Below are 20344 nucleotides of genomic sequence, written 5' to 3'. Positions count from 1 at the left end.
TGATACGGCGATGCGGAACACTCAGAGCATGCCGGCGGCCAAGGTGGACTTGATACCGACCGGGACTCCCGTCCCTGACCGTGGCGAAGTGCTCGGGCAAGCGATTCCGTTCGACCGGGCCCGTTGGATGCCACTGCTGTCCAGCGCCGACTGGTGGCCGCCGGAGCTCGATGACTGCCCGACGGTGGCCGGTAGGCGGAGAGTCGACCGCAACACGGTCTTTGGTGTCGCGCGTCGCTCGGATACCGTCGAAGGCCGTCGGCATTTGCTGATCGCCGCCCTCGTCTGGGGCACGGGTACCAAGGCCCGTTCGGTCGCACGTCGCGCTGACATCTTCGCGGCCTCCGCCGGGGACATCGACGCGCGCCTGGAGGCAGGGTTGGGCACGCTCCGGGAGGAGGGCCCCGTCGCGGCGTACTACGCCTTCAACAACGACCAGCACATCAAGTACTTGGGCCCGGCGTTCTTCACAAAGGTGATCTACTTCGCCGGTCACGAGCAGGGCGAGGAAGCGTGGCGTCCGCTGATCCTGGACCGTTTCGTCGCCCTGGCGCTGCGGGCCGCCGACACCGGCGAGATGTGGCCCACAAGCGGTTGGACGACGCCGTGGTACCGCCGGTACCTGTTCCTCGCCCACGAGTACGCGCAAGGAGTGGGTGTCCTCCCGGACCAGATCGAAGCCGCGTTGTTCGCCCGTGGCAAGAAACTTGCGTGATCTCCAGGAAGCGCCTCGTGCGGTAGTACGCCGAGCTCAGTTGTCCGGCTGATCCACGGAGTCGGACGGGGTGGACGTCGGCAGCGCATCCTCCTCCCGGAGCAGTTCGAACACGCCGATCGCGTCATCGTCCTGCATGAGGTCGGCGTCGCCGTAGTCAAGGTCACCGGTCAGGTCGCCACCCGACTTCTCGATCAAGAAGCGTTCGCGATACGCGTCGCGCGCCGAAACGGCGATCCGATCGATGAGCATGTAACTCAGCCCCGCGCCGACAGCCATGCCGGCGATGGGCACGAGCTGCCCGAGCTTCTTCTTCGGTAGCTGCTGCGTGAACTTCGCCGCGAAGGCCTGGGCGATCTTGGTGAGAACCTTCTCGTTCAACTTGGCCCAAGGAGCGTTCCTCACCAGCAACTGGGTGAGTTGAGACAGTTCGGCGTAAGCGGCCGTCTTCGCCGATGTGCCCGTGGACATTCCGAGGGCGATCACGGACATCACGAAGATTTCCTCTTCGGGATCGCTTGGGTCGTAGCCGTAGTAGAGAGCTGTGGCGGCGACCGTTCGAGTGGAAAGGGCAAGCATCATCGCGGTGTCGGCGGCCATCGCCCCGGCTACGGTTCCGAATCCGGGTGCGGCACCCGCGCCAGCGCCGGCGATTGTTCCGGCGCTGGCGAGCACCTCGCCGCCTGTCACGACCGCGGCGGAGCCGAGGCCGGTTGCAGCTGCCGAGAGCGCGTGGCCGTACCGAAGCAGGTTGTGCCTGGTGACCTCATCGACGACGCGCAGGTCGAGCTCACGGATCTCGTCCAACCCGGCGACGTCATGTCCGGCACGTCCATACTGTACGACGACACGCTTCTTGCTCACGGTCCGGCTTGCGGTGTCTCCCACAGCCTTGCCGAGACCCCTTGCGGCTCCGCCATAGGCGGCAGCCACTTTGTCGGCGCCCGGGGCGCTCTTCACCTTCTGGCCGAGCGAAGCGAGTCGGTCCCGGGCCGACTGCGGAAGGATCTTCCTCGCCTCCTTGCTGAGGGAGGCCGCCTTTCGCTTCTGGAGTTTGTCCCACTCCTGTTGTTCGTAAGCAGAGAGAGTCATGTCATCGCCCCCAAGTATCAAAGTGTCTGAAAGCAGTCCCGCATGATCGCGGCCATGAGTTCACGCCGCTGGACGAGGAACTTGTCGCAGCTTCCCTCCGTGACCTCAGCCGGATTCGCCGGGCCTGCACGGCTCCGGAGGCCCCGAGGGCGGCAGTTCGCGGTGAGAACGGCGCTCACTTCGGCCTCGTCTTCGGTCGGGCGTCGCCGACTCCGGGTAGGGGACGTGCACCCAGCAACGGGTTCTTCGCCTTCTTCCCCTGCCGCGTCTTCTGCGCTCGCGCCGTCTGCTTCGCGGCCGCGGTCTTCTTCGCGTCCGCCGTCTTCTTGGCTCGCCGGCTCTCCTTCGGCTTGCGCGCCGGAGTGTCCGGTCGGCTGTCCAGCCAACGGCGGGTGGTCACCATCTCCGCGACCAGCTCGGTGCGTTGCGGCTCCGGCAGCCTCGTCATTGCCTCTTCCGCCCGCGCCATGAGAGCCGCGGCGTACCTGGGCCTGGGGCCGCGCCTCTGCCGTGCGCTGCGCAGAGCATGCCGAATCTCCGTGTCACGGAGCACAGGAACACCGGCGTGCCCCTTCGGCTTCGGCTTCGGCGGGGCCGCGGACTGTCGAACCGGACCGCCCTTGACATGGACGATGGTCTGGTGCTGAGCGGGCTCCGCACTCTGCTGAGCGGCGATCTGACCGTCCACGGTGAGCAGCAGCCGCGGCGGAGCCGTGCGGGACGGCACCCCGTGCACGGCGAACGCCCGGTCCGCCTCACGCTGGCACCATCGTCTGAGTACCGCCGCCGTCGCGGGAACCCCGCAACCGACAGCGGCGACCACGTTCCCCACGTAGGGCGGCGGGTCGCTCTCCCCGGTCCTGATCAGCGCCGACAGCAGGGGGCTCCCCTCACCGCCGGCGGCCTGCTCTACAGCGACCAGCAAACCGACACGGTCCGGGACGGACAGCCCGAGCAGGTCGCTGCCGGCGGTTCGGGCCAGCGCCTCCCAGGTGGGCCGTGTTCGGAAGCTTGCGGCGGTCAGCAGCGCCTCCTTCAGCGCGAGCGCCTGGTCCTCACGGGACCGTCGCACCGGCGCCGCGCCACGCTCGGCTCCCGCCTCGGCGGCTGGGCCGGGTCCCGAACGTCGTCGCGGCTCCGCTCCCGGGACCCGGAGCCCCGCAGGGGTCACCGCACAGGCGTCGAGGGGCACCCAGTCGGTGCTGCGCCGGGGGTCCTCCGCCCTGAGACGGATTCGCCGTACCGCACCGTGCGTCTCGAAGTGGAAGCGGAGCAGGTATCCGTACTCGTCGTACAGCTCCTCCATCGTCTCCGGCTGGGCCGTGCCCGGACCGAGGACCCAGTCGAGGGTGGCCGATTCACTGGAGAGCCGCTGGCGGGCCTGATGCCACTCGGCGTGCGCGAGCCTGCTGAACTGGAATCGCACATGCTGCCTCGCCGCGCCCACTCGGAAGTCGACGGCGTCTCCGGGTCCGGAACCGAGGTCGCGTGAAGTGGCCCGCCCTTTCAGCCTGTTGCGTCCGGCCCATGCGGCGAGGTCGTCCTTGATGAAGAGGTGGTCCGCGCTGGCTGCGCCTGTGGCCGTACGGTGGCAGGAGGTGTGGGGTCGGTGAGCGAAGTGGCAGACCTTGTCGCGGTACAGGCGGTCCGAGAGCTCGTTGCCGCAACCGCCGAGCTGGGTGCCGCACCAGTAGGTGTAGGAGGGGTGGCGTCGCCGCCAGCGAGTCAGTTCGTCGGCGTCCGTCGGCAGGATGATCGCGCGTCCGGAGTTCCGGCTCCCGATCACCGCGGTCTGCACGAGTCTGCCGTCTGAGCCGATCATGAATTTCCCCCCGGGGTCCGCGCGCCTGCCGGGAGGGCGGGCAGCGGTTGATCGCCATCAGTATGCGATCCATGCACTCAGTTCACAAGAGGTTGACGTTCACTTCGAGCATTCGGGCCTCGGTCGGGTGGCCGGTTGCGTAGGTTCGGCGACCGTCGGAATCCGAGGTCGGGAGGGCATATGCACAAGGGCACGCTTGAGTACGAGCAGGCTCTGGACGCCGTGATCGAGATCCTGCGCTCGCGGGCACGCCGCGGCGCGGTGCCCATTCCGTACGGCGATCTCAGCAGCGAACTGGCACGGCTCGGTCATCACGCCCCCGCCCACGAGGGCGCCATGCCTTACCTCTTGGAGGACGCGTCCGTCCGGGAAAGCCCGGACGGATCGCTGCCCCTGCTGTCGGCGCTCGTGGTGCTGAAGGACAGCGGCTGGCCGTCCGGCGGCTTCTTCAAGCCGGCCCGGCGCTCACCGTACAAGCGGCCGGGCGACGACATGGTGCTGTGGACCCGGGAGATCGAGAAGCTGGCGGAGCACTACGCCGATCACTGACGGTCCTTTTCGTCGGCGTTGCGGCGGCTCTCGCCGGGGCCGTCCCGGACGAGGGGCGGGCCCGGCGTCACGAGCCCGTGGTGCGGAGTTGCACCTCCGCCCAGACCGTCTTCGTGTACGCGTCGCGGACCGTGCTTCCCCAACGGTCGGCGTAGGACTGGACGATGAGCAGTCCGCGGCCCGACGTCTCGTCGGCGGGCTGTGGCGTCACGGGTGGCGGAGGCAGGCGCTCGGGGCGGGTGTCCGTCACCTCGACGCGGAAGCGGTCGGGCAGGAGCAGCAGCGCCAGGCGGAAGTCCCGGCCGGGGAGGCTGCCGTGGCGGACCGCGTTGGACGCCAGCTCGGCGGTGACGAGGGCGACGGCGCGGGCGGGGTCGGAGTCGTACGGGAGGCCGGTCCACTCGGTGAACTGTTGGACGGCGAGCTGGCGGGCGAGGCGAGCGCCACGTCTCGTGCTGCTGAAGCGCAGGGTCAGTTGGCGGACGGGCGTGAGAGGCGGCTTCGCCTCGTCGGTGAGCTGATGGTGGGTCACGGGGTCAGCCTGGTGGGGTGAGTAGTCGGCTGACCAGGTACGACGGCCGTACGTCGTCCTCGTCGTACGGAGTGGGTGGGGGGCTGTGGGCTTGGTTGTACGGGGCTTGTACGGGCGTTGTACGGGTCCGGTGCGTGTCCCGGTTCTCGTGCGTCGCGTTGGGCATGGACCGGTGGCGAGCGCGGCCGTGGGCGGGGTGCGGAGCGGGATGGAAGGGCGTGGGACTGTGAGGACGGTACGGGGCGTACGGGACACGCGGACGGGGCGCGGCACGAAGACCAAGGATGAGGGGTCCGATCTGCCGGGCGTGTGGTCGGCGTATGGGGTGCTGTTGCAGTACCTGCGCAAGCGGGCCGGGCTGAACCAGCAGCAACTCGGGGACGCGATCGGCTACTCGCTGGAACAGGTCGCCTCGGTGGAGCAGGGTCGGCGGCCGGCGAAGGCGGCGTTCACGGTGGCGGCGGAACGGGCGTTGGAGGCGGGTGGGGTACTGGACGCGCTTCAGGGGGAGGTTGATCGCGCCAAGTTGCCAAGGTTCTTCCGTAACTTCGCGTTGATCGAGGCGGAGGCGGTGAGCCGGTTCGAGTATGAGCCAATGCTGGTGCCGGGGCTGTTGCAGACGGAGGCGTACACGCGGGCTCTGTTCGCTGGGCACTGCCCGCCGCTGAACGAGGAGATCATCGACCAGCACGCGGAAGCGCGGCTGAGTCGGCAGAAGCTACTGACGCGAGTACCGCTTGCAGAGTTGTCCTTCATCATCGGCGAGGAGGCACTGCGGAATCCGGTGGGCGACAGGGAGATGATGCGTGGACAATGGCAACACCTGTTGGTGGTAGGGGCGTTGCGGAACGTGGAGGTCCAGCTCATGCCTGCCGCAGGCGGGTTCCACTCCGGTCTGAACGGCCCGTTCGTGATGCTGGAGACCAAGGAGCACCAGCACCTCGGCTACATCGAGTCTCAGGAAGTCGGGTGCGTCGTGCATGATCCCGCAGAGGTCAGTGCCTTCGGGTTGCGGTATGGCAAGCTGCGGTCGCAGGCTTTGAACGGCGTCGAGTCTGCGCGGCTCATCGAACGGCTGGTTGGAGAGACATGAGTGTGGAGCAGGTACCCGAGAACATGGCCGGGCTGCGCTGGTTCAAGAGCAGCTACAGCGGCTCGGGAGGTGGCAACTGCGTGGAGGTGGCTGCCGGCCTGGACGCCGTGTACGTACGGGACTCGAAGGTCGCGGATGGCGGGCCGGTGATGCGGGTCGGCCGGAGCGAGTGGGCGGCGTTCGTGGCGCTCACAGTGGAGTAGGGCCGAGTACGGCTCCTGAGCGGAACAAGGGGCTCGCTCACGTCACTTGGGGTGACGTGAGGGGCCCGTTGTCATTCCGTCGGCTCAGAACAGGGCGCCCTCAGCGCCCTCACCGAAATCCGACCCACCTCGCGCAGCAAGCTGCTCCTTGCGCTTCCGGACGGCCTCGGGAGACGGCGGGGGCAGATCGGGATGCTTCTCCCTCGCCTTCTTCTCCGTTACGCCCTTGTGGAAGCCGAGGTGGACCTCGTCGGCGTATGCCTGGTGGTTGAGCTGGCGCAGGCGGTCGATGATCTCGGTCCGGGCGAGGAGACCGATGGTGCAGCGGGTGCCCTGGTCAGTCTCGTGGAAGCCGTGATCGAGGGGGTAGGTCTCGTGGGTCGGATGGACAGGTGCCGTCCCCCCATGCTTGTCCAGTAGGTCATGCCAGCCGTAAGCCTCGATGGCGGCAATGTCGACCTCCTCATGAATTTGGCGAAGTTCGACCACATCTCCGTCCTGGCAGTCGACCCTATGGAACAAGTTGTAAATTTCAGTGAGGCCAACATTGCGCGATCGCATCATTTCGCGACGACAGGAATCTAGGCGACTTCCAGCGACACGAAGACGAGAGGTGAACGGAGGACGCACAAGAGTCTCGAAAACGTCAGTAGGAGTATAGCGAAGGTCCCCTTTCATCGTGGAGGCCCGATCGATAGCCCACCAATAGTGAGGGGCACTACTCAGCAAAGCCAAGAGCTCATAGCTATCGGACGCGAAGACAACCGTGGCCTCACTGAACACTGGACCTGTAGGCACCATTACCGGCATTACCGTATGAGTGTGTCGCGTCATGACGACGCAACGCTTATTCGCCACAATCCGCTGATACAACTCCGGTCGCCTGCGCTCGTAAAGCCACCACTGCTCACGCGCCGACTTACTAAACTTCACTTTCAATCGTTCTGGTTTCACATCACGCAGAACCTTTCCGTAAGCCAATTCGTACTCTCCTGCGCGAGTCTCCGACCAGTCGTGAAAGTTGATTACCCATCGCGCTGTTCCATGCTCCGGATGGCTGTTCACATCTTGTCCGTTGAGATAGGGGAACAAGATCTCTTCATAGCGTCGATCATGGTCAATCCAAGCGCGGGCCTCAGCCTCAGGCAACGTGAACCCAAGCCCAAGGACGATCGAACCCTGAAAGCAAAAGCCTCCATTACTCGCAAGGGGTTCGCCCCAAAAACCCTCCCGCGTGGCCGGAGTTAGCGAGGTTGAGATTCCCTTAGGCGCAACAGATTTCCCCAACACGTACGCCGCACTATCAGCAATAGCCGCTGCGCTAGTCCAAACCGCGCAGTATTCGAGCACCGCCGAACTCGACGGCCACGGAGCACTCTTGATCGCCCGCCGGATCACAACCCCAGCAGCGCCGAGCTGGTCGAGCCCGACCTCACGCGTGTCTCCCTGGGCCAGGGTGTTGGTGGCGATGAGTCCCGTCTGCCCGCTTCCGTTCAGCAGCTCATGCGCTCGCAGTTCGAAATACGCCACCAGGTCGGCACTCCCTCGCTTGCCGCCCGCCAGGTAGTCGACCATGTACTCCCGGTATGCGTCGCCCGTTGCGCCAGTGAGTTTCTGCCCTCCCAAGAATGGCGGATTACCCACAACCGCGTCAAAGCCACCCTGCCGAGTGAACACCTCGGGAAACACCAACGGCCAATGCACCGGCCGCCGCTCCAACGCCCCCTCCGGCAGCTCCGCCCCCAGCCACTCCTCCGCCGTAGCCCGAGCCTCCCTCACCACCTCGGAGTCGTCCTCGACACCGTCCTCCATGATCCGCTGCACGATCCACGCGGCCCGAGGGAACAGGTCCCGAACCCGCTCCCCGCCCTCCTCCTCGTACCAAGGCACCCGCCCCGAAGCGCAAGTGGCCAGCGCCGCCCCCGCGATCAGGTCGCCCACCAGCCTCAGCCGCCGTGAATGCCGGTTGACCTCCTCCAGCCGCTCCCGCTTCTCCTGGAGCGCAGGCAAGTCCACGCCCTGGATGGCTGTGATGGCCAACCGCTCCCGCGTCAACTGATCCACCAACTCCCGCGCCTGCTCGGCCAGGACGTCGGTCTGCCCGCTTGGCTTCATGTGCACCGACTGGATCTGCTCCATGTTGTGCACGCCCAGCAGCGAGTCCCCGGCCACCAACCGGTCGTCCAGGAAGGTGAACGGTCGCCCCGGATCCATCGACACCAGCCACAGCGACAGCTTGGCCATCTCCACCGCCATCGGGTTGATGTCCACCCCGTACAGGCAGTGCTCGATGATCTGGCGTCGTGCCTCGACGACCACCGGGTCCTGCTCCGCGTCCGCCGCCGTCACCGCGTCCACGGCCCGGCCCGCCCGGTAGGCCATCGCGTCCGCGCGGCCCTCGGACTCCCAAGCCTCGATCAACCGGTCGGCCAGGTAGCGGCAGGCCGCCACCAGGAACGCCGCCGAACCCATCGCGATGTCCGCGACCTTCAGGTCGAGGATCTGGTCCGCCGACTTCAGGCGCCACTCCCCCGTGTCCGCCGTCTGGAGCGGGCCCGGCTCGTACACCAGCGGCTCCAGCGCGTGGAGCACGACCTCCTCCGCGAGGAAGCGGGGCGTGTAGTGCGTGCCCGTGTTCTTCCGCAGGGAGGACTCCGTGACGTACAGCGCGCCGTTCGGGATGACGGTCGGCAGGCCCCGCAGGTCATCCCGGAGGATGCCGACGAACGGCAGGAGCCGCTCCGTCAGTGCAGGGTCCTTCGTCACCGCGTTCAGCCGGCGCCGTGCCTCCGCCGCGTCCTCCGTGCCGAGCGGAGCCAGCTTCTTCTCCAACTGGCCCGCCGTTGCCGGGGGCTTGGGGTCCTTCCACTTCTCGTGGATGGACTTGGCGAGCGTCTTCACGGAACCGCCGGCCTTCGCCGCCAACGCCTCCAACTCGCGCAGACCGACCTCGTGTTCCAGGCCTTCGGGGCCGATCAGCCCCACCATGTGCTCGGTGGCCCTGCGTCCGTCGAACGACAGCAGGCCCTCGTACACGTAGCCGATCTGCTCGACGTCCAGCGCGCGGAAGCTCAGCGTGCGGACCTCGCGGTCCTTGCCCCTGCCGACGCGGACCTCCTGGACCGCCTGGAGCATGTGCAGGACCGTGCGGTCGTCGATGGGGAGGAGCGGGGTGGTGCGCTCCAGCCACGGGTACTTGTCCGGGTCGAAGATCGAGCCGTCGTACGCGGGAAGGTGGAAGCCCGAACCCGGGTGGTCCACTCCCCCGTGCACGGCGTGGAAGAGGGCGATCAGGCGGTGCCACGCGGACGTCGTGTGCTCCAGCGACGTCTCACCCTCCTCGTCCGCCCGCGCCTTCAGCTCGTCGCGCAGGAAGCGGGCCGAGTACGAGCGGGCGTACACCTCGTTGTCCGCCGGGAGCAGGCCCCGCTCCTCCGCGAACAGGAGGAAGACGACGCGCATCATGACCGCCACCGCGCCGCGGTAGACCTCGCCCGCGCTGACACCGGACGCGTGGAGACCCGGCGCCCCGTGCTCGACCGCCCGCACGTCCGCGCGCCCTATGGCGTCCACGAGGAGTTCGACCGCGTGGCGGACCTGGACGCCCAGCGCCTCGGTGACGTCCTCGCCCGCCGCGAGGCTGGCCTTGAGCAGGCCGACCAGCGTCTCGGCCTCGTCGTACTCGAAGAAGCGGCGGCGGCGCAGCAGGGACACGAACGCCCGGACGACGTTGCGCTCGGCGGCTTCGTTCCAGCCGATGGAGTCGAAGACGGCCGTCGTCGTGACGCCTCCGAGCGGGGCCCAGACCAGGCACCACCAGCGGCCGTCGGTGATCAGGCCGAGCGGTACGCCGTGGTGGCGCAGGAGGCGGGCCAGACGGTCGGCGGGGGCCGCGGACCAGTCGCCGCCACCGCCGACGCGGGCCGTGGGCGCCGTACCGGCCGGGACCGTCATGCCTAGCAGGCGTACGCGCTTGGCGGCGGACTCCGCGTCGGGTTCGGCGGCGAGGTCGGTGCCGGGTTCGACGAGGGCGAAGTCGGGGCGGACCTCGGTGTTGTGCTCCGCCACACGCAGGGTGAGGCGGTCGAGGCCGGGGTCCTCGGAGTCGCCCTGGCGGAACGCCAACGCGTCGTCCCAGCCCAGCAGGCGGCCCAGCACGTAGGCCACCCACTCGTCGCGGCCCGCCGTCGTGTCCGTCTGCCAGTCGGCGTGGCGGGCGCGGAGGCGGGCGCGCTCGTCCTTCTCCAGGGCGTCCAGCTGGGGCCAGGCGCGCAGCAGGACGGGCATGGTCAGGAAGGGGCCGGAGACCTCGGTGAGGTCGAGCCACTCCTGGTGCTGCCTGCGGCCGTCGGCGGCCTGGGCCTTGGCGGCGGCTACTCCGGCGCTCACGGGGCGGCGGGGGCTCATCGGCGGGCTTCCTTTGCGGGGATCACGAAGACGACGGCGGCGGGGAAGAGGTGGGAGCGGGGCTCGCGGTAGCGGGCGGCGATGGCGGCGAGTTCGCGTTCACGTTCGGCGGGGAGGCCCTTCAAGCGGTCGTCCCAGCGGCGGCGGTCGTCCTCGAACTGGCGGCGCTCGTGGCCGGTCAGCTCGTGGGTGGACAGCAGCGCGAGCTGTTCGCCCTCTCCCTCGCCCTCCTCCTTGAGCTTGGCGCGCAGGGTGGCCTCGAAGCGGTCGAGGGTCGCGGTGATACGGCGTTCCTCCTCTGTCCGGCGGTCGGCGAGCCGACTCTCCAGCTGGCGGCCGAGTTCGCCGGCGCGAGCTTCCAGAGATCGGTAGAGGGGGTCGCGGAGCCGAGGCCAGGCCTCGGTGAGTTCCCTGCGGAGGTGCGGGGCCGCCTCGATGCCCTCGGTGAGGGCCCCGGAGAGGACCCTGCCCTGTTCGTTCACCGACTCCCAGCGGCGGAAGCGGCCGGTGTCGCCGAACCAGCCTCCCGAGTACAGCACTTCCTCGTGCAGGCGGGTGCCGTCGGCGCCGACGAGGACGTACCGCGCGTACGCGGAGACGAGAGTCGTGGTCACGGCCGGGTCGTCGGAGACGACGGCGGTGACGCGGTGGAGGTCGATCAGGTCCGCGTTCCAGACGGCCGCGGTCAGCAGACGTGTGGAGAGGGCCACGAGCGGGTGCTTGAGGTGGGCGAGAACCACGTCGTCCCTGCCCTGGGCGGCCACCGCCGGGGAGAAGGTGAGCGGGCGCTGCTCGCCCTCGCGGAGCTTGTGGGCGAGACCGCGGGTGGCCCGCTCCCAACTGCCGGACAGGGGCTGCACGTCGAAGAGGTGGCCCGGCTCGAAGTCCTCCGCCCGCAGCGTGGACGGAAGCAGCGGCGGCTGGTTGTCCAGCGCCAGCGCGGTGTCCACGACGCGCTTGACGTTGCCCGGGGTGAGGCCTAGTGCGCTCACCGTCTCGTCGTACTGGTCGGCGAGCCGCTTCGTCTGCGCGGTGACGTTCTGCTCCGGGGCGACCTCGCCGCCCGTGCGGCGGCCCTTGATCGGCTTGGGCTTGGCGTTCTCGATGTCGACCGGTGCGGTGTCACCGGTCATCCGGCGCTGGACGGCATCGGCGAGGACGGCGTTGACGGAGCCCAGGTCGTGCTCCATGCGCGCGACCTTCTTGGCGACCCGGGAGAGGAACTCCAGGTCGGCCTCGTACGAGCCGGCCTGGGCCTGCTGCCAGCCGGAACCGATGAAGTGGGTGATCTCCGGGTCGTGCTTCTGGCCCCAGCGGTCGATACGGCCGATGCGCTGTTCGAGCTTGTTGGGGTTGAAGGGGATGTCGTAGTTGATCAGGCGGTGGCAGTGGTTCTGGAGGTCGATACCCTCGCCGGCGGCGTCGGTGGCCAGGAGGATGCGGACCCTGCCCTCCGCGCGGGACGGCTCGGTCTGGAAGCCGAGGCGGATGCGCTCGCGCTCCTCTGCGGACAGGCCGCCGTGCAGGCGCTCGACGCGGCCCCCGTCGGTGAGTTCCTCCTGCTGGAGGAGGTCGTGGAGCCACTTCTGGGTGTCGCGGTACTCGGTGAAGACCACGACCCGTTCGTTGGTCCACTTCTTGCCGTCGGGGCGGCAGACGGCCTTGAGTTCGGCGATCAGCGCCTCGGCCTTGGAGTCGGGCGCGGCCTCGTGGGTGAGGGCCCAGCGCTCCATCTCCTGGAGCAGGTCCAGTTCCCGGCCGTCCTCCGCCGGGGTGAGCGAGGTGGAGCGGGTCAGGGCGTCGTCCTCGGCGTCGACCAGACCCGTGTCGTCGAGGTCGGCGACGAGGTCCGCGAACTCCTCCAGCCACTCGGGGACTTCGGCGGCTGCCGTACGGCCGCGTGCGGGGCCGGTGTCCTCCAGGTGGGAGAGGTAGACCTGGACGGTGTGGAGGAAGGCCGCCGGGGAGGAGAACAGCCGCTTCTTCAGCAGCAGGGTCACCAGGTCGGCGGCGCGGCGGCCGCCCCGGGCCTTCGGAGTCAGCTTCCCGCGCCGCAACTCGGCGAAGGAACCGAGCAGCTGGTGGATCTCGCGTTCCTGCTGGGTGTAGTCGACGGAGAGTTCGAGGGTCTTGCGGGTGCGGAAGCGGGGCGTGCCGTCGGCGTTGGTGACCGTCGACTTCAGACGTCGTACGACGGTGTCCTTGAGGGCTTCCTTGTCGGGGTCGACGCCGCGTGCGAAGCGCTGGTCGTCGATGAGTTCGAGGAGCGCAGTGTATGACTCGGGATAGCCGTTGTGCGGGGTGGCGGAGAGGAAGAGGCGGTGCTCGAAGTGCGGGACGAGGCGCCGGATCAGCTTGGTCTGCTGGGAGTCGACGGCGTACACCTGCTTGGGGGCGGCGGGCGCGACGTGGTGCGCCTCGTCGAGGACGAGCAGGTCGAAGAAGCGCTTGTGCTCGCCGTCGGGACTTTCCTCGGGGGCGCCGATGACCTCGTCGAGGAGACGCTGGGCCTTCTGGCCGCGCAGCCAGGGCAGGGAGACGATGGTCAGCGGGTGCACGCGGAAGGGATTGGCGGCGGTACCGTGGGTGCGGCGCAGGCGGGCGCAGTGCTCGGAGTCGACGATGGTGAACTCCAGGCCGAACTTCTCGGCCATCTCGTCGCGCCACTTGAGGGTGAGGCCGGCGGGGCAGACGACCATGGTGCGGCGGGCCCGGCCGCGCAGCATGAGTTCCTGCACGACCAAGCCGGCCTCGATGGTCTTGCCGAGGCCGACATCGTCGGCGAGGAGGAGGTTGACGCGGGGAGCGCCGACGGCGCGGGAGACCGGCTCCAGCTGGTACGGCTCGACGGCGACGCCGGAGCGGAACGGGGCTTGGAGGGTCTTGGCGTCGGCGGAGGCGACGGCGGACCAGCGGACGGCGTCGAGGAACGCGGCGAGGCGGTTCGGGGAGTCGTAGGAGCCCGTGGAGGCGTCGGGCAGGGAGCCGGCGGGCAGGACGCGGCGGCCGGGCTCGACCTCCCAGATCACGGAGAGAGTGTCGCCGAAGCGGCCGTCGGCGACGGACTGGAGGTGGACCAGGGTCGCGGGGCGCCGGTTCTCCTCGTCGTCAAGAGCGGCAGGGGAAGGCTCGACGCGGGCGACCACCCAGGACTGGCCGCGCACCTCGACCAGATTCCCTTCTTCGGGGAGCGGCTGCGCCCCCGTCCGCTCGGTCTCGCGCTGAGCTGCTGGCGTCATGGGCGCTGTTCTCCTCGGTGTTCCCTGCCGTCGTCCGCAGACAGTGTCCCGTGTCCTGTCTCCCCTCCGGAACGACGTGACGGCAGATTAGCACGAGCCTTCCGCTGTGAACAGAGCTTACAAACCATCGGATCGGAGGGTGGGATCACCGGTGGCCCTCAGCCCATGCGACGCAGCCGCCCCAGCAGCGTCCGGCTCCGTCCATGCCCGTCGTCGGACTCGGGCAGGACCGTCTCCTCCTCGTCGGCCAGACGGCGCAACAACTCCTCGGCGGCATGCCGTTCCCCAGTACGGATCAGCAGGACGGCGATCTCGTAGCGGGTGTCCAGCACGGCGGGGTGGCCCGGCCCGAGCAGGCTGCGCTGTTCGGCGAGGACGGACTTCAGCTCGTCCAGGGCCTCGCGGGTGCGGCCGAGCGCCCCGGCGCAGAGGGCGGCTCCTGCTCGGGCGGCGAGCGCGCCCGCGCGGTCGAGGCCGGGGACGGCCATCAGCTCGCGGTACTCCTCCAGGGCGCGGGCCGGACGTCCCGCCCGGCGCAGGGCGGCCAGCTCGGCCAGCCGTGGGTGAGCCGGCGTGGTCCCAGTGGCGTGAGCCGGTCGGGGCGCCCAGGCGGCGAGCAGGGCGGCCACCTCCTCGGCGGAGGCGGGCCGGTCCTCGGGCTTCTTCGACAGCAGCCGCTCGACCAGCGTCCGCAGGCCGTCCGGTACGCCGGGGCGACGGTCGGCGAGCGGCGGGACGGGGTCGTTGGCGTGCCGGTGGTACAGCATGAACGGGCTGGCGTCAGTGAAGGGGGGCGCGCCGGTGAGCAGTTCGTACAGGACGCAGCCCAGCGAGTACAGGTCACTCGCGGGCACGGTCCGGCCGACGGCTTGTTCGGGCGCCATGTAGACGACCGTGCCGGGAGTGGCGTTGGCAGCGGTGAAACGGGTCTCGCCGGGCTCGGGCTCCAGAGCCGCGGCGACCCCGAAGTCCAGGACCTTGATCTCCCCATCGGGGGTCAGCATCAGGTTCGACGGCTTCAGGTCGCGATGCACGACCCCCTGACCGTGGGCGTAGGACAACACCTCGGACGTGCGGCGGGCCACGTCCGCGGCCTGCTCGACACGCAGAGGGCCATCATTCTTGAGGACGGCGTCCAGGGCGCGGCCCGGGACGAGATCCATGACCAGGAACAGCTCGCCCTCGTGATTGCCGTGGTCGTGGACGGCGGGGACACCCGGGTGCCGCAAGCGGCCGGTCAGGCGGATCTCGCGCAGGAACCGGCGCTCCAGCGTGCTCGGTTCGGCACCACGGCCGCGGGTCGCGAGGAGCTTGACGGCGACCTCGCGGTCGTGATCGCGGTCGTGGGCCGCCCAGACGACGCCCATCCCGCCCCGGCCCAGCTCGTGCGTCAGCTCGTACCGCCCAAGGCTCCGCCCCATCGCGCCCCGCCCTCAGTTCCGGTGCCTGCCGCGCCCGCCGCCTCCCGCGACCGGGAGCGTCGCGACTCCCCGGCCGACCGGGCCATTCTGTCACCGGTCACGAGACTCCCGTGCCGCGCGTGACCGAGAAAGTGCGGGCTGCAACGATCAGAGCCCTCTGGAACCGGGTGGCTCCGTCGCTCACAGCGGCACCGGGCCCTGGGGGACCAGGAAGGGACGGCGCGGGTCCTCGGGCGGAGTCCGCCTGACGGCCAGTCCGGGATCCGGCTTCGGCAGGTGGGGTGCCAGACCGGCGTAGACCTCGGCCGCCGACGCGGGACGGTCATCCGGCCGCTTGGCCAGCAGGGCCGTGATCAGGTCCTGGAGATCCCCGGGCACACGCACCCCCGCGTCGGCGACGAGGGGTGGGGGCGAGGCGAGATGGTGGGAGGCCAGGAGCGCAGGCTGATCCGTGGGAAAGGGCGTCTCGCCGGTGAGCATGTGGTGCAGCAGGCACCCCACGGCGTACAGGTCGCTGCGGCCGTCCAGCCGGTCCCGGCCGGCCAGCAGCTCGGGAGAGGCGCAGATGAGGTTGCCGACGCCCTCGCCGGTCGTCGTCAGCCGCGGATCGGTGTCACTGAGCAGCTTGACCAGGCCGAAGTCGAGGATCTTCACAACGCCGTCGCGGCGGACCATGACGTTCTGCGTTTTGAGGTCACGGTGCACCAGGTCGGCCGCGTGGACCGCGGACAGCCCCGCGCACAGCTGGGCGGCGACGGCGGCCGCCGAGGGCACATCGAAGCGGCCGTCCTCCTGCTGGTCGAAGAGGTACTCGAGCGTGGCGCCGTCGATCAGTTCCATCACCAGGCAGCACGTGTCGTCCGTGATCGACGCGTCGAAGACCGTGGCGACGTTCGCGTGGTCGAGGCGCGCGGCCGCCCGCGTCTCCCTGCCGAACCGTGCGAGTGCGGAGTCGCGGCTGCTCGCCACGGCCAGCAGTTCCGTGGCGACGGTCTTCACCGCGACGGGCCGGTCAAGAGGCAGGTCGCGTCCCTGCCACACGTGCCCCATCACTCCGCGGCCCAGGATGGACTCCAGCCGATAGCGGTCATGGATCACCATTCCCGGCACGGGACTCCACATATTTGCCGACCTCCACATTCCCTACACAACACGATGGAACATACATGCTGTGAACAAAGTCAATGAGGGTAGTAGCCTTCCCCACATGAACGGCCGCTGGGAACGCCGACCAGCCCAGCCGCCAAGTACCTCGGAGACTGAACCATGAGTGCCCATGACGCCGTCCCCGTCAGCCTGGCCGAGATCGCCCGGATCGCCGGCGTCGGGCGAGCCGCCGTGAGCAACTGGCGGCGCCGTCATGACTCCTTTCCCGGCCGGATCGGGGGCACCGACGTCAGTCCGCAGTTCTCGCTGGCAGAGGTCGAGCAGTGGCTGCGAGGCAACGGCAAGCTCAGGGACATCGGCGGCCGGGAACTCCTGTGGCCGCGTTTCGAGGCACTCGGGAGCCGGAACGAGTCCGGGCTCGCCATCGCCGAAGCGGCTCGCCGTATGCGTTCCCCCAAGGCGCGGATCACCCACCCCGAACTCTCCGCGCGAGCCCGTGACCTGGTGGCCCAAGCAGCGAAGGTGGGACGGGAAGAGGGGCCGCGCGAGACCTTCGAGTTCCTGCTGCAACGATGGCTGGAAACCCATGTCCGACAGCTCAGTACCACCCCGCCTCAACTCGCCACGCTGATGGCCCGGATCGCCCTCGCCGTCCACCCAGGCCCGGCACAGGGCGGACTGACCCTGCTCGACCCGGCGTGCGGTACCGGACACCTGGCCGCCGCGGCCGTGCAGGAGTACGACAGCCCTGCGCTGGAGGTACTCGCGTGCGAAAAGGACCCGGCGCTGGCCGCGTTGACGGCCGGCCGGCTCGAGTTCCTCACGGACGACCACGACATCCGGACGCAGATTGCCACCGCCGACGCACTGCGGGACGACCCCTTCGCCGGAGCCAAGGCTGACATCGCGCTGTGCAATCCCCCCTTCAACGAACGTGACTGGGGCTACGAGGAGCTCGCCACCGACCAGCGCTGGACGCACGGCCTCCCCCCTCGCACCGAGCCCGAACTGGCCTGGGTGCAGCACCTGCTCGCCCTCCTCAAGCCGGGCGGGGCCGCCGTGGTCGTCCTTCCGCCGGCCGTCGCATCACGTAAGGCAGGCCGCCGTATCCGCGGCTCGCTGTTGCGCACCGGAGCCCTCCGGGCGGTCGTCTCCCTGCCTCCTGGCAGCGCGCAACCGCACAGCGTGTCACTCCAGTTGTGGATCCTCCGCGCGGCGCCGGCCGGCCCTGCCGCCGCTCCCCCGAGCCAGGACGCCCTCCTGGTGGACGCCACACGTTTCGCGAGGTCGGGAACACGCGAGCCCAGCCCCGACTGGGACAGCCTCGGTTCGTTCGTACTCACCGCGATGGCGACCCTCGAGCAGGCGGACCAGGAGCCGCCGCAGGGCGCCGTCCGTGTGCCCCTCCTTGACCTTCTCGACGACGAGGTGGATGTCACTCCGGGGCGCTACACCGCGACGACTGCTGAGCCGTCCCGTAAGGAACTCGCCGGCAGGTGGGACGACTTCGGATCATTGCTGGCCGATCTGGCCGATGATGCGCGGCTTCTGTCCGCACTCGACTTCGAGGTCGGGACTCCCCGGACCACAGCGACGGTGGGAGACCTCGTCAAAGCCGGAGCACTGACACTGCGCGCCGGCCAGCAGCCGCCGGAGTCGGTTGCACCGGCTCGGGGAGCCACTGTTCCACTCCTCACCATTGCCGACCTTCTGCACGACGGCACTCCCAGCGGGGTGGTCCCCACCGGCTCGGCCCCATCCATCGCCGAGGAAGGCGACGTCGTGGTCGCCGGTGTGGCTCGAGCCTTCAAGGCGTGGGTCCACGAAGGAAAGCCGATAGCCCTGGGCCCTCAGCTCTACATCCTGCGGGTGGACGCGGAGAAGCTGGAAGCACACTTCCTCGCCGGCTGTCTGTGCGCGCCGGCCAACGGGCGCCAGGCAGGCACCCACGCCTCCAGTTCGTCCAGGGTCGACATCCGGCGTCTTCAGGTGCTCCAGCTTCCCCTGGAGAAGCAGACGGAGTATGCCGAGACGTTCCGTCGTCTCCGGGCGTTCGAAGAGTTGCTCACCACAGCCGGCAGTTCGGGCAAGGGGCTGGTGAGCGACATGAGTGATCGTCTTGCGGCAGGTGGGCTGACCGCTTGACCTCCCCCGCTCAACCGACGGCCCGCACCATGCCGGTTCGGCCGCAGCTCCACCACGCCCGGGCCGCTGTGCGTCCGGACCTTTCACCCGAGGTGCCCCAGGAGCAGATCGGGCGCCGCCTCCTCGTGCAGGGTGATTCCCAGTCGTTCCGGTGAAAGGGGCGCCGTACAGCCGGCGTCGGCCCCAGCATCATCCACGCGTGGGTTCTCGCAGACGTGGACTCTGGTCCGGTCGCACATCTGGAAGCAACATGCGTAGTTCGCGACAGGGTCAGCTGGGCCATGTGGTCGTCGGCGCGCTCGCGAAGCGCCACCTCCCGCCAGGGGCCCCGGTGGGGTCCGGCCAGCGCGATGCCGCGAGGATCAGACGGGACAGCCAGCGTGCCGTCGTCTAGGCCGTGGGCCGAGCCGGCGGCACGGGTTACCGACTCGCCGCGGCCCCAGGTGATCGGTGATCTGTGCGCCGGGGAAGAGCGTCGCGAGAGTGCGGATCGCCTGGGTGACGACGGTGGTCACCGCTTGGGGATCCTGGCGGGTGAGTGCGCTCGCCCAGCTCGCCCGCCAGAAAACGCTGTTAAGACTTCACCCGAGCCTCGGCACCCGGCGTCGACCAGCAGGTGGTGCACGATCGGTTTGATGTGCCCAACCACAGGCGCCCCTCACCAGTGGCCTCGAACAGCACTGTTCGTGGCCAGTTCTGTGTGCCAAGCGCGCTCGCCCCCGCCTCGGTGATCGGACCCGTTACCACCGTTCAACCCCGGTGCAGCGCTCCGAACACGCCCCCGTGCAGTGCGGCGACGGCGCCGAAATGGGAGTCGAGCCACCAGAACACCTCAGCCGGGGCCGGACAGCCGGCCCGCCTACGACTCCGCAGCCCCCCGCCCCTTCGCCCGCCGTCCGACCACCACCGCCGCCCCCACCGCGCTCCCCACGAACGCCGCCGCCAGCGTCCAGCCCCGGTCGAAGAGATGCCCGCTGGCGTGGTCCAGGGAGTAGCGGCCCGGGCCGGCCAGGCCCACCGTTGCCGCGGTGAAGCCGAGGAACGCCGGGTACTCGAAGCCGCCCTCCGTGGCGAAGAAGCCGGCGGGGGCGTGGACCGCCACCGCGCCGGCCATCGCTCCGGCCGCGGCCGCTCCGGCCGCCGGCGTGGCGAGGCCCAGGGCGAGCAGCACGCCGCCGCCCGCCTCCCCCAGCCCGGCGGCGATCGCGCTCTGGCGGCCGGGGTGGTAGCCCATGGCCTCCATGCCCTGGGCCGTGCCCTCGATGCCTCCCCCGCCGAACCAGCCGAACAGCTTCTGCGATCCGTGCGCCACGAGCACCGTGCCGGTGCCGAGGCGCAGTGCGAGCAGTCCGAGGTCACGTCGGTTGAGGCGGGCCATGAGTGTCTCCCGGTGCCGGTGGGGCGCGAAGGGTGGGATGCCGCCGCAGGGGCGTACGTGACCACTCTCGTCCCGCCCGGCCGCCCACCCTCGGTACTACTACTCCGAACGAGTGACGTGGGCGCGTGATCCATTCCGCGGACCGTGCGGTAGATTTTGCGCGCCCTTGACCGGCATCAACCCCATCGACACGGAGACCGGCGCCTCAATGAGCGACATCATCAACGGACTTGGCCGAGCGACCGCGTACGGCGCGCTCGGTGTGGTCCTCCTGATTCTCGGGATCTTCATGATCGACCTGCTGACGCCGGGCAAACTCGGCCGTCAGATATGGGAGGACCGCAACCGCAACGCCTCATTGCTGCTGAGTTCCGCGCTCCTCGGTATCGGCGGCATCGTGTTCACCTCGATCTGGACGACGTACGACCACTTCGGCAAGGGCCTCGCCTCGACGGCCGCGTTCGGGCTCCTCGGTCTGGTGATGATGGCGGTCGCGTTCCTGGTGGTGGACCTGGTGACGCCGGGCAAACTGGGCGCGACCCTCGTGGAGCCGGAGCCGCATCCGGCGGTGTGGGTGACGGCATCGTGCAATCTGGCGGTGTCGGCGATCATCTCCGCGTCGATCGCCTGAGGCGCACGCC

14 protein-coding genes are annotated in these 20344 nt (G+C 69.3%); 6 read left to right on the top strand and 8 right to left on the bottom strand.

What is annotated here, in order from left to right; genetic code table 11:
• Window positions 1-28 precede the first annotated feature (28 nt).
• The gene (locus tag ACFWU3_RS04230; protein ID WP_384430809.1) at window positions 29-715 is read left to right on the top strand and encodes a hypothetical protein; all 687 of its coding nucleotides are present in this window, start codon (window positions 29-31) and stop codon (window positions 713-715) included.
• Between the two features lie 36 nt (window positions 716-751).
• Here the strand turns inward: ACFWU3_RS04230 and ACFWU3_RS04225 are convergent, their stop codons facing one another.
• Window positions 752-1807 carry an EcsC family protein gene (locus ACFWU3_RS04225; protein WP_384430805.1) on the bottom strand — a complete coding sequence of 352 codons (1056 nt, stop codon included), beginning with the start codon at window positions 1805-1807 and terminating at the stop codon, window positions 752-754.
• Between the two features lie 175 nt (window positions 1808-1982).
• Window positions 1983-3629 (bottom strand): hypothetical protein, encoded by a 1647-nt coding sequence (locus ACFWU3_RS04220; RefSeq protein ID WP_384430803.1) that lies wholly within the window; start codon window positions 3627-3629, stop codon window positions 1983-1985.
• A gap of 180 nt (window positions 3630-3809) precedes the next feature.
• Here ACFWU3_RS04220 and ACFWU3_RS04215 point away from each other — a divergent pair, with 180 nt between their 5' ends.
• Window positions 3810-4178, top strand: a complete 369-nt coding sequence (locus tag ACFWU3_RS04215; RefSeq protein ID WP_384430800.1) for a hypothetical protein — start codon at window positions 3810-3812, stop codon at window positions 4176-4178.
• A gap of 67 nt (window positions 4179-4245) precedes the next feature.
• Here the strand turns inward: ACFWU3_RS04215 and ACFWU3_RS04210 are convergent, their stop codons facing one another.
• Window positions 4246-4710 (bottom strand): ATP-binding protein, encoded by a 465-nt coding sequence (locus ACFWU3_RS04210; protein WP_384430797.1) that lies wholly within the window; start codon window positions 4708-4710, stop codon window positions 4246-4248.
• 208 nt (window positions 4711-4918) lie between these two features.
• On the opposite strand from ACFWU3_RS04210, the gene ACFWU3_RS04205 reads away from it, so the two are divergent.
• Together ACFWU3_RS04205 and ACFWU3_RS04200 are read left to right on the top strand one after the other, a co-directional pair.
• Complete coding sequence (locus ACFWU3_RS04205; protein ID WP_384431030.1) at window positions 4919-5803, top strand: helix-turn-helix transcriptional regulator; 885 nt, start codon at window positions 4919-4921, stop codon at window positions 5801-5803.
• Entirely contained in the window at window positions 5800-6006 is a 207-nt protein-coding gene (locus ACFWU3_RS04200) for a DUF397 domain-containing protein (protein WP_384430794.1), read from the top strand. Before ACFWU3_RS04205 ends, ACFWU3_RS04200 begins: the two co-directional genes overlap by 4 nt.
• Window positions 6007-6090: 84 nt before the next feature.
• Here ACFWU3_RS04200 and ACFWU3_RS04195 read toward each other — a convergent pair whose 3' ends face one another.
• The 4 genes from ACFWU3_RS04195 to ACFWU3_RS04180 all read right to left on the bottom strand — a co-directional run bounded on the left by ACFWU3_RS04195 (window position 6091) and on the right by ACFWU3_RS04180 (window position 16174).
• The gene (locus tag ACFWU3_RS04195) at window positions 6091-10413 is read right to left on the bottom strand and encodes an Eco57I restriction-modification methylase domain-containing protein (protein ID WP_384430792.1); all 4323 of its coding nucleotides are present in this window, start codon (window positions 10411-10413) and stop codon (window positions 6091-6093) included.
• Entirely contained in the window at window positions 10410-13652 is a 3243-nt protein-coding gene (drmD, locus tag ACFWU3_RS04190) for a DISARM system SNF2-like helicase DrmD (RefSeq protein ID WP_384430790.1), read from the bottom strand. The genes ACFWU3_RS04195 and drmD overlap by 4 nt, the downstream gene beginning before the upstream one ends.
• Before the next feature lie 158 nt (window positions 13653-13810).
• The gene (locus tag ACFWU3_RS04185; RefSeq protein ID WP_384430787.1) at window positions 13811-15073 is read right to left on the bottom strand and encodes a serine/threonine-protein kinase; all 1263 of its coding nucleotides are present in this window, start codon (window positions 15071-15073) and stop codon (window positions 13811-13813) included.
• A gap of 180 nt (window positions 15074-15253) precedes the next feature.
• Window positions 15254-16174: a serine/threonine-protein kinase gene (locus tag ACFWU3_RS04180; RefSeq protein WP_384430784.1), complete on the bottom strand. Its 921-nt coding sequence runs from the start codon at window positions 16172-16174 to the stop codon at window positions 15254-15256.
• Window positions 16175-16339: 165 nt separating this feature from the next.
• Between ACFWU3_RS04180 and ACFWU3_RS04175 the strand changes: the two genes are divergently transcribed.
• Window positions 16340-18325, top strand: coding sequence for an N-6 DNA methylase (locus ACFWU3_RS04175; RefSeq protein WP_384430781.1), 1986 nt, complete (start codon window positions 16340-16342; stop codon window positions 18323-18325).
• An 859-nt stretch (window positions 18326-19184) separates the two neighbouring features.
• Here the strand turns inward: ACFWU3_RS04175 and ACFWU3_RS04170 are convergent.
• Entirely contained in the window at window positions 19185-19703 is a 519-nt protein-coding gene (locus ACFWU3_RS04170; RefSeq protein WP_384430778.1) for a DoxX family membrane protein, read from the bottom strand.
• 208 nt (window positions 19704-19911) lie between these two features.
• Here ACFWU3_RS04170 and ACFWU3_RS04165 point away from each other — a divergent pair, with 208 nt between their 5' ends.
• Window positions 19912-20334: a DUF350 domain-containing protein gene (locus ACFWU3_RS04165; protein ID WP_384431028.1), complete on the top strand. Its 423-nt coding sequence runs from the start codon at window positions 19912-19914 to the stop codon at window positions 20332-20334.
• Window positions 20335-20344 lie beyond the last annotated feature (10 nt).

It is taken from the genome of Streptomyces sp. NPDC058685 (assembly GCF_042714725.1).
Classification (GTDB): domain Bacteria; phylum Actinomycetota; class Actinomycetes; order Streptomycetales; family Streptomycetaceae; genus Streptomyces.
The sequence above is the reverse complement of the archived record's forward strand: the minus strand, read 5'-3'. Positions and strand labels throughout refer to the sequence as shown.